General features: G+C 58.9%; 8 protein-coding genes and 1 pseudogene. 4 read left to right on the plus strand and 5 right to left on the minus strand.

Going from position 1 to position 9502, the window contains the following annotated elements:
- Positions 1-219: 219 nt before the first annotated feature.
- A complete protein-coding gene (locus K359_RS0125055) occupies positions 220-5076 on the minus strand; it encodes an ATP-binding protein (protein ID WP_245284710.1) in 4857 nt (1618 codons plus the stop codon).
- Between the two features lie 242 nt (positions 5077-5318).
- Here K359_RS0125055 and K359_RS52915 point away from each other — a divergent pair.
- From K359_RS52915 to K359_RS0125070, 3 genes and pseudogenes are all read left to right on the plus strand, one after another.
- Positions 5319-5731: pseudogene (locus tag K359_RS52915) on the plus strand (hypothetical protein).
- 22 nt (positions 5732-5753) lie between these two features.
- A complete protein-coding gene (locus tag K359_RS0125065) occupies positions 5754-6311 on the plus strand; it encodes a hypothetical protein (RefSeq protein ID WP_029081793.1) in 558 nt (185 codons plus the stop codon).
- A 2-nt stretch (positions 6312-6313) separates the two neighbouring features.
- Positions 6314-6979 (plus strand): SOS response-associated peptidase, encoded by a 666-nt coding sequence (locus tag K359_RS0125070; protein ID WP_029081794.1) that lies wholly within the window; start codon positions 6314-6316, stop codon positions 6977-6979.
- Between the two features lie 18 nt (positions 6980-6997).
- Here the strand turns inward: K359_RS0125070 and K359_RS52920 are convergent, their stop codons facing one another.
- The 4 genes from K359_RS52920 to K359_RS59035 form a co-directional block, all read right to left on the minus strand.
- Positions 6998-7351 carry a GrlR family regulatory protein gene (locus K359_RS52920; RefSeq protein WP_035977025.1) on the minus strand — a complete coding sequence of 118 codons (354 nt, stop codon included), beginning with the start codon at positions 7349-7351 and terminating at the stop codon, positions 6998-7000.
- Positions 7352-7433: 82 nt separating this feature from the next.
- Positions 7434-8003 carry a hypothetical protein gene (locus tag K359_RS0125080; protein ID WP_029081795.1) on the minus strand — a complete coding sequence of 190 codons (570 nt, stop codon included), beginning with the start codon at positions 8001-8003 and terminating at the stop codon, positions 7434-7436.
- Between the two features lie 64 nt (positions 8004-8067).
- Positions 8068-8382 carry a hypothetical protein gene (locus K359_RS0125085; protein ID WP_156928648.1) on the minus strand — a complete coding sequence of 105 codons (315 nt, stop codon included), beginning with the start codon at positions 8380-8382 and terminating at the stop codon, positions 8068-8070.
- 84 nt (positions 8383-8466) lie between these two features.
- Entirely contained in the window at positions 8467-8628 is a 162-nt protein-coding gene (locus tag K359_RS59035) for a DUF2934 domain-containing protein (protein WP_084518497.1), read from the minus strand.
- A 463-nt stretch (positions 8629-9091) separates the two neighbouring features.
- Between K359_RS59035 and K359_RS52925 the strand changes: the two genes are divergently transcribed.
- A complete protein-coding gene (locus K359_RS52925) occupies positions 9092-9367 on the plus strand; it encodes a hypothetical protein (protein WP_035977030.1) in 276 nt (91 codons plus the stop codon).
- The last annotated feature ends 135 nt before the right edge of the window (positions 9368-9502 follow it).

The following is a 9502-nucleotide window of genomic DNA, read 5'->3' on the forward strand; positions in this document are numbered from 1 at the left end:
CCCCAGTGCCCCGAAAGCTGCGCTATGCTCACAACCTTAGCGCGCTCCGTTCAGTTTCTCAAACCCCTCGCTCGGCTTGGCAGCACGTCGACCGAGCTAGAAATCGCGCCGTACGCGCTTCATTCGAACGGGATGGGCGGCGGCTCACTTTTCGGGAACGCGCCCTAAGCTTTCGATCGCGATCAGGCTGTCCCGGATCTGTCTGAGAACGCTTGAACATCAGCGCAGCAGCTCTGGCAGATCAAAGAGAAGCTTGAGCGCCTCAGACCACCCGACGTCCGAGAAAAGTCGAAGTATCTGAACGAGACGAGCGCGCCTCGCGTCGTCTTCAAAGATTGAGCGATGATCGGCGATGTAGCGTGTGATCATACGTACGATGACGGGCGCGGCGAGACCCTCATGGTGATACCCTTCGCGCGCGCCGGCACCGACTAAAAGCGCATGCAACGCGTCGAATACCTTGGCAGGATCGCCGGGAATAAGAAATTCGTAGAGTTCAACCAGATGATGATGCGTTGCTGGCTCGTGTGAGTTGGCGAGCAGCCCTAGCATCTGATCATAATCGACCAGAAACAAGCGCATCGCATCTGCGCTTCCCAGCCCAATAGCTTTTCCATTGGTGTACGCGCCAGATCCAAAGTATAGCTGCTTCATCAAAAACCCGATGACGCTCTCCGCGCCGCGATAGCGGGTGACCGCCTCGTCGCGCACCTCCCTTCCAGATGTCTCCGAAACGGCGGTGGCGTGGCTCTGAACGGCGGTGGTCGAGCATGCCTGCAGGATCACCATTGCAGCACGTTGTGCTCGGTCAGATAGGTCCTGATCTGCTTCCGCGGACGCGTAACGTGCGAAAAACGCTTCACGCAGCATCGAAAGAAAAGACGTTAAGAGCTCTTGATATCTGATCGGATCACTGGACCAGCGAGTAAGCCATCCAAGTGCCGTTGAGCGTCCTTGCCGGCACCACAGCTCAGCGCAAAGATGACCTAGCGGGGCTGCGACCTGGTCGCGACCACTGGCCACCTTCCGCTCGCCGACGAATACCCTGGCCAAAACCGTTTCTATAATTGCTTCGCAACGATCAACCTCCTGCCACGTAAATCTCCAGAGAACCGAATTGAGAAAGGAGCCGAGCACTCCCTCGTGTGTTTCCTTACTTCCGATCCTTTCGGCGAGACGCCACATTTGCTCGGGCGCGATCTGCGAAAGAACTTGCAAATTTTGTGCAGTCTGCAAACGGACCTGAGGAACTGGATCGGCCAATATCTCAGTAAACATCTCGACGATCTCGTGGTGTTCAACGCCGAAGCGGGCTGCTAGACGTACATACGAGCTGGCGGCGTAGACCCGAACCTCCCAGTTGCCCCAACCCAGTCCTGATTTGTCATCCTTGCTTGGCTCTGGAAAGCGGCTTGACCACAAGCGACGGAGAAGAGCGAGGAACTCGCTAATCGTCGGCAAGCCCGATTTGCCGGGCTCATACGTGCTCGCGCCTGCGAGACGTTCGGCGGCGTTGCTTATGTGGCCCCACACCGGCTCTTCGACGCGCTCATGGACTTCGCCAGCATGAGCATCGAATAGCGCTATCGTTGCAACAGTAGCTGACCATAGCTCCGCTAACTTATCCGCATCGCTATCCGCCGGCGTTGCTTGGACAAGCTCGTATAGAGCCTCCGATTGCGCCAGCATCCTTGCGTCTACACCATCGTCGACGTTGACGCCCTCGCTAGATAGGAGGCTCCTCGCCACTCCGCGGGTCGAGCCCCAACTCGTCATCGTCGAACGCAATGGCGGATTTCCACTGAGTTCATCCGCGGCCGCGAGGTCGGCGCGTAGTGCGCGCATCGCGTCCGTCGTGAGCGCGGTCTCGTCGACTACTGAGAGCAGCCGCGCAAGCGTACGCCGCCACCAGCGCCGCTCGCCGTCATTATCGAACAAATCGGGTCTTAACGCTTCAACCTCGAACGCTCTCCGGTCATCCACCGAGCGGACCGAATAAGCCGCAGCCAAAAAGCGGACGGCATCACGGACGATGTCCTCATGAGCAAGGAGGTTCGGATTGGTCGCGTAAGGCCAAAGGAGGTCGACAACTTCAACTACGCGCGCCGCGCCAACGCCAAGTAATCGCGCCCAAACCGCGGGGCTCGAATAGCCTGACGCCGCGGCCTCGATGCTTTCGGAGAATGCGCCAATCGAGCAGCCGCGCAGGAACGCCACATAATGGGTAAGAACGTCATAGTCTTGATCAGGGCGATACCTGCCCGGATCGTCCCAGCTATTGAAACCACGCTCCATTCCTATGAGGTCGAAGGTTGGCCGCCCAGCTACAGCTACGTGGTTGCGATCATAGCCACCGGCCGCCCCACGATCGGCATCGCCAATCGCCGCCTCGATCGCAGCCCTTGTGCCCCACTTAGCGGACAGCTCAAGCAAATGACTGGATTGGCGCGCCAAATTGTACCGACAACCGCTATAATCCTGACGACGGTTTGAGGACAGGGCCATGATGCGGCTAGGCTGGCCGCCCATGAAAGACTTGCTGTCGTCGGTGATGTCGCGCGAATAGAATACGCGGAAGATTTCAACCGCGAAATCAGGATCGGCCCGTGCAATCGGCATGATCTGCTCGGCGAGCCAGGTCGCCTCCTTGTCGGCGTGCGCCGAGAAGTGCGGATCGCGAAGCGCGCGATCCAACAGAGCGCGTGACGCTACTGGATCCGATGCGAAGCTTTTGCCGACAAAGCGGATCGCGTTGGTGGTAATGATTTGCATCGAAGGATTAGCTGCCCACGCCAACGTCAGTAACGATCGCGCCGCATGACCAAAAACGTCAAGCAACAGCGGTTGTGCTAGGTCGCCCTTATTAAACAACATCATAAGCAAAGAATGGGAAGCATCGGATAGCGCGCGCGAACCAGCGTTTGCGGCCGCTTTAGCAATCGTTGCCCAGGCTATAGCTTCATCGGCCGCCACTGCGCCTCTTAAATCAACTGCAAGCCCGACAAAGCGGGCCAGCCGGGATAACATCGTGGCAACCGGTTCTTCGCTTCCGCGCTCGGCTAGGAGCGCAGCGAGCCCCATGACGTCAGATATGTCCCCAACGCGCTCGATAGCCGTGCGAAGCGCGGCGTTCGCCAGAACTGGGTCGACATTCGCCTCCGCGTAGACGTCTGCGATAAAGTGCCACACGGCCGATTTGCCATCACGATCCGAGCGCCAGAGCCGCTCAACCGCAAAGCGGAGCCCAGGCGCAAGCATTAATGCAATCGAGCTATCGCCGCCGAGTTGCCCGATCAGCCTCGACGGGTCATCCCAATCGAGGAAGAAGCGGCCAGCGACATGATCAAAAAGTACGTGATGGGAGAAGCTGACTAGGTCGCCGGCATCGCTGAGCACGCCTGAGCGAATAACGTCGTCGAGATGCTCATGTCCGATGACGACTTTTCGGATGGCCAAGCGACGGCGCCGAACCATCTCATTCACGGTCGCGGCGGCGGCCTGTTGGACCGATGTTCCGATAAGACGACGATCTTCATAGGCGTCGATCAAGTCCGATTGGGTAGAAACAGTGCGAATGCTGTCAGGCGTTGCTCCGTCGGTTATCAACTGCGCTGCGAGGGAGAGGTTAAACACGTTGCGCAGCAAGTCTCGAAGCATGCTGGGAGCAGCTGTGAGCAAATCGTCAAGCGCAGGAGCGTTCGCGCCGGCGGCCGTTAAATCAGCGTCGGTTAATCGCGGAATTTGAAAGTGGCGAACCGTGCCAAGCGAAGGGTCGGAAAACGCCGGATCAAGCGGCGATCCCCGCATGGCGTCGCGAAAGCGCCGTCCGTTCCTAAGGTCGAAGGTGCGGATCGAAGCCGCGATCGTCCAGCCTGCCTCTTCCAGGACGCTCGCTTGCTCGATTAGCTGAGCAAAAACGCCCTCAGCGGGGCCTCCACGTGCGGCGTCGAGCGCATCGACAACGAGGAGCTTAGGTTCCGCGCCCGGCGCCGCTGCGAGAACGTCGACCAAGGGATGGTCGAGATGAAGCTCGGATTGCAGATCGGACGCTATTCCGACGCCAGGAAAGCGATCGACCGAAAGGAACACTACCACTTGTCCAGCGTCGCGGCGCGCCCTCGCTAGCGCGACTAGGGCGCCGGTCTTACCGGCGCCTGGTTCGCCAACAACGATAAGCGATCCGCTTGCGAGGGCGGTAGCGAGCGGGACAGCACTTTCCCGCGGAATAGGAATACCACCCGCAATCGGCAGACGGGTATGAACGGTCAGCCGCTCCAATTCGGCGTCGCTTGTGGCGGCAATACGGCTGAGGTCTGCATCATAATCAGGCGCGCCGACGTCGTTGTGCCCGCGTGCACGCAAAGCGCGTAGTAGGCCGCTGCGATTTGCCGGCGCACCACTTCCGATCAGATCGCGAACGATGGCCTTAAGATCACGCAAGGGCCCGTCACCTGCGGCGTTGGAGCCATAGAGGCGGGCTCCGATAATACGCGATGCTTCGCGCCAATTATCGTCACCTTCGTCCATCGAAAAACGCACGATCCGAAATAGACGCGCCATCAGCACTAGGTCGTCGTCGGTCAGCGTGCCTCCCGATAGCGTTGACCACGCAGTTCGAGCATGGGTCTCGAACAACTCAAGTGCATCGCTTTCCGCCTTGGATCGCTGCGCTTTAGTGTCGGCCCAAGAGCCTCCCAGATCGAACGCTCGACATCCTTTTTCGAGATCGTTCAAGGACTGCGGTGCGCCAACGCCAACCGAGAGCACAGCCCGCGCCTTTGCTGGATCCAGGACGTTGCCCGCCTTCTGGGAGGCGCTCACAAGTCTTGTAAGCTGCGCGATCGTTTTGCCGAGCGGACTAGATGGTTTCGGTGAAAGGCCTGCTGTGGTCTTGCTTTGCAAATCAATCCAAGAGCCATCGTCTAGGACGATGTGGGTGTCATCTAGACCTTCATCAGTCTCGAGACGCATTTCGATAGGCAGCGCAGTATTTATGAGGCCAAACCGACCACCGATCGGCAATCGTGCAAGAAGATGCGCCGCCGCCCATGTGGCGACCTCGGCCTGAAAGTCCATGCCCGTCTCGGTCGCGCGACCTCCGGCATGCCGTTTTGCGGATTTAGGCACTTACAAACCTGCGGTTGATGTCACGGCAAAGCAAATAGCACGCGGCGATCAGTACAGTCGCCCCCGCTCGCGTCCCGCCGACGGCACAAGCCGATTTATCCACACCCACCACGTTCGGTAGTTCAGCGGTGGCCATCCCCACAACTGCTTGATAATTTGCAACGCAGCGCTCGCTTCGGTTTGATGCCTCCATGAGCACGAAATCTCGCGAGATGATCTATGGCGCGTCCGTCCGTGCGGCGGCTGAGCGGGCACGGGAGGCCCGCAAGCAGTCCGATAGACTAGCCGTGGAGGCATGGAACGTCCGCATGCTTGCCTTTCGAGGGCCAGCGCAGCCGTCGCCGGCGCTCGGCGACGCGCTCAATGCGGGCTACCGCTACCTGGAAGTGAAATGCCTCGGCTATGAGACGCATCAAACAGTCGCGCTCGACATGTGCGACGGCCGAAGACCACGCCGGTCCATGAGCTAGAGCGCTACATGCGTTGCAAGGGCTGCTCGGAGGTCCGAGGCTATCTCTACAAACGCAGCTATCTCGTCGCGCTGCGACCCACCAAGATTTCCACCAACAATCCGCCGTCGCACCGGTGGCCTGAGGAACGATGATCCAAGAAAGGTTCGGCGCACAATGACGCCCTCGCGGTTGGAAATCGAAGAGCAGCAGAAAAAGGATTGGCTGAACGAGCACCTGCCTTATGAATTGATGATGGCAAGGTACTCAGTTGCCCAGTTGAGCCAAGCCACCTTCTGGCTCGACTGGAATGCGTTTCTAGCGTCGTTCGCTGTGTCGGCGTGCAATCTGGCCGCCTTTCTGACCAATGGGGAGAAGGGAAACAACTTCAGAGCCCACGACTTCATCGAGGGCTTCAGGTCAAGAAAGGGTGACCTCGCAAACACATTCGCAATGCTTGAGCCACAGGTTTTTCACCTCGGCAAGGCAAGGCCGACCGACGATGGAAAGTTCACGTTGCAGGAAGCGATCGCGATCCATGATTGGATCGAAAGTGAAATGGAGAAATTCATCCGGCAACTTGGATCATGGCGTGAGCACTGGAACGAGCAACGCGCAACACCCGTGGATCGCCCTGCCGGCCCAATACTTCAGATAACAGGGTTACAAGCTCAAGTTCAGACGGCATCTTCGTCTGATCCGGTCATCGTGACTTACGAACCTCGTCGTAAATAGGCATGTGCAACCTCTACAGCATAACGACGAACCAGGCCGCGATCATCAACCTGTTTCGGGTGATCAACCGCTACGTCGGCAACTTGGCGTCACTGCCCGGCGTCTTCCCAGACTACAACGCACCCGTTGTTCGCAACACTGACGCCGGGACCGAACTCGCGATGATGCGATGGGGAATGTCGCCCCCGCCGCGTACGGGCGGCCCGCCGGTGACGAACATCCGCAACACATCATCGCCGCACTGGCGCGGCTGGCTGAAGCCGGAACACCGCTGCCTAGTGCCGTTCAACAGCTTCGCTGAATACGCGCCGGAGTTGAACCCGGCGACCATGAAGAAAGACGTCGTTTGGTTCGCATTGACTGACGACCGGCCGCTGACGGCGTTCGCTGGCATCTGGACAGTGTTCAAGGGCGACCGCGGCACCAAGTCGAAGCCGATCGCCGGCCCTCATAACGTCTACGGTTTCCTGACGACGGCGCCGAACGCCGTCGTCGCCCCGATCCATCCCAAGGCGATGCCGGTCATTCTGACGACCGACGAAGAACGTGACGTGTGGATGCGCGCGCCGTGGGATGAGGCAAAGGCGCTGCAGCGGCCGTTGCCTGACGACGCACTCAAGATCGTCGCCCGTGGCGAGGCGAAGGAAGACGTCTCGGTATCGTCATGAGGGCAACAGGCAAGATGTTCAGCCAAGCGCAGCTTTAAGATCGAGCTTGGCCCGAAACGGCACGCTCTTTTTGCCGACAAGCGCCGTTCCATCGACCATTGCCACGCCGTCGCTATACGTACCTGTGAAGCCGCACGTTACTTCACGACCGCCGAACAGGAAATTCACACCGACCGCGTCGGCGTGTTGGCCGGTCGTCAACTCGCCGCGCCACTTTCCGTTCGTGAACGTGTACGAACCTGAGTAATAGAAGTGGCTATCGCCGCCCAAGATGCGGCCGTCGAGAAGAACGATGATGCCGGTAGCATGCGCGTTTGATCCGTCAACCATCACGATCCGGATCGAGTATAGGCCGTTCTTGACGTCTGACATGCCAACGCCCTCCCCAGGACCGAAAATAACCTCGTCTGACTATTGGGGCGATGGCTACTATCGTCGCAGCCGCTTTCGAGGATTACAGAACCGTCTCGATCAGGCCCAATGTCTTCGCTTCCTGCGCCTCCAAATACCAGTTCGACGGCGCCTTCTGCATTACCTCGTCGATCGTCACGTTGGATCCCAGGATGAGATTTTGAAAGCCCTCGTTCTGCATAGCGATCGAGCATTCGATTTCGTTGAGCGTTGCCCTCACGACGGCGATGCAGGTCGTTAAAGGGCCATCGATCACCAAGCTCTTTGAAAGCTTTCGCTCATGGATCATCAGCCGCGTGCCGCGCGCGAGGTATCGGTTCGGCCGCGCGAAGAAGCTCATGAACGTAACGCCCGCGGAATAGATCACCGCCTTGCCAAGGAACACGAACCGTCTCTGCGGCTCCATCTCGCTCGCGAACCGCACGTCCTCGCCCATCATTCGGGCGACCTCTGGATCGCCGCCTAGTGTCGTCAGTTCGATGACGACAAGGTCTCTATCGGCAGCGTTGTCGAACTGGGCTCGAAATGCGGTATACATATTGTAGTCGACGACGCCTGAAAGGCTGATCGCCGGCGACTTGAAGGCGGTGGCAGGCAGGGTCGCTGGTTCCATCGCTCGATCCTGTTGTAGTGGTCGTGGTGTCAGCCCAACATGCAGATGCCGTGCCGAGAAATGACTACTCTTCCGGTAACCGATACAAAACCCGGTCGCGGCGCGCGGTCATGCGCCAAAGCCCGGCGATCGCCGAAAGACCGATCCGTAGGACGAGTACAATCAATGTAATCTGGAGCCAGATCAGGCCGCCTATCTCCCGGAAGACGAATTCGATGCGAGGTCCCCAAGGGGGCGGAATGGCGTCGCCGATCGCTTCAATGCCGCGCTGGAGAATGCGTTGTGCGCCGGTTAGCAGTTCCGGCTTCTCGTAGAAGGCGGCTACGATCAACACCCATGCCAGGATCGCTGTGATCGTGCGGAAGGAATGCACCTTCAAGTGATAGCCTAATCCGGGTTGGTCGTTACCGCGCGTTCTCGCCATCCGCTCCGCCAATCCCCTCGCACTCGCAGCAAAGGTTGGTCACAACGTATCCGGGGTCCGCAGCGGCGATCCTTTATCCTCGTTGAGCAATTCCTGCTCGGCCAGATGCCAGAACTCCTCATCCCGTTCTTCCGGTTTGCCGGCCTTCTCCCAAAGCTGATAGGCGCGCGCCGCTACTGCTTCGTCAATCCGTCTGTTCATTGGGCCTCTCCTCCCCCTTAAACGGAGAGATACTTTATGCGTTCCTTCGATTATGCGCCCGACTATGAGACCATCGGAGAAGACGTTGCCACCTTACCGCCGGGGACACCACTCGGACCGTGGCCCACACGATCGAAGGCGGCCGGGCGCCGGGTGGACCGCTTGACCCACGAGGGCGTTGGGCGCGCGAGGCTCCTTTGCAAGCGCTTACCGTCGCGGTCCTAGTCGGCGTCCTGTTTGGCCGCCGGGCGCGGCTGAAGGATTAATCGCAGGCCGCGACCGCAAACGAGCGGCGACCTAAGACAGCGCCGATCCATGAGCCGGAGCACGACGCGCGTCGCTGTTTGCCTTCTGCTTCGATTTTTCATCCTGGGAAACCCCATTTCCCTTCGCAGATAGTCCCTCGGAGGAACCTGCGGTCGCGGCGCCGGTTACCGTTCACAACAAATTTGGAGGGAAAGCCATGTGGAGAATTGTAGCTGCGCTCTCGCTACTAACACTGCCAGCTTTCGCCGACGACAAGGGCGTCGATCCCGAGGCCCTCAAGGAATGTCGTCCCATCGGCCAATCAGCCAGGGGCGAACTGATCTACGGTATGGATTGTGAAGCGCTTAAACCAGAGAACCGGGTCGAGGTTCTGCCCAATATGCCGAAGACAAATATGAAGGACACGGTGATCCCGAAGCCAGGGGGGGTGCAAACTCCGGAAACAACCCCAACGACGGGCGAGGTAAAATAGCCGATCCGAGGAGCCCGCGATGAAAAAGCCTGAGATCAAGCCCGGCGATTTCCCAGTCGAAGCTGACAAGAATATTGTGAAGACTAACAGGGGAAGACCTATCGCAACCGCGAAGGACGAGCCGTTAGCGGAAGA

The sequence above is a fragment of the Bradyrhizobium sp. th-b2 genome (genome assembly GCF_000426785.1).
GTDB lineage: Bacteria > Pseudomonadota > Alphaproteobacteria > Rhizobiales > Xanthobacteraceae > Bradyrhizobium > Bradyrhizobium septentrionale.

Bases quoted from the DNA above. Each gene is read 5' to 3' on its own strand.
- K359_RS0125065 (WP_029081793.1), top strand. From the start codon at position 5,754: ATGACGCCCTCGCGGTTGGAAATCGAAGAGCAGCAGAAAAAGGATTGG.
- K359_RS0125080 (WP_029081795.1), bottom strand. From the start codon at position 8,003: ATGGAACCAGCGACCCTGCCTGCCACCGCCTTCAAGTCGCCGGCGATC.
- K359_RS0125070 (WP_029081794.1), top strand. From the start codon at position 6,314: ATGTGCAACCTCTACAGCATAACGACGAACCAGGCCGCGATCATCAAC.
- K359_RS52920 (WP_035977025.1), bottom strand. From the start codon at position 7,351: ATGTCAGACGTCAAGAACGGCCTATACTCGATCCGGATCGTGATGGTT.
- K359_RS59035 (WP_084518497.1), bottom strand. From the start codon at position 8,628: ATGAACAGACGGATTGACGAAGCAGTAGCGGCGCGCGCCTATCAGCTT.
- K359_RS52925 (WP_035977030.1), top strand. From the start codon at position 9,092: ATGTGGAGAATTGTAGCTGCGCTCTCGCTACTAACACTGCCAGCTTTC.
- K359_RS0125055 (WP_245284710.1), bottom strand. From the start codon at position 5,076: ATGGACTTTCAGGCCGAGGTCGCCACATGGGCGGCGGCGCATCTTCTT.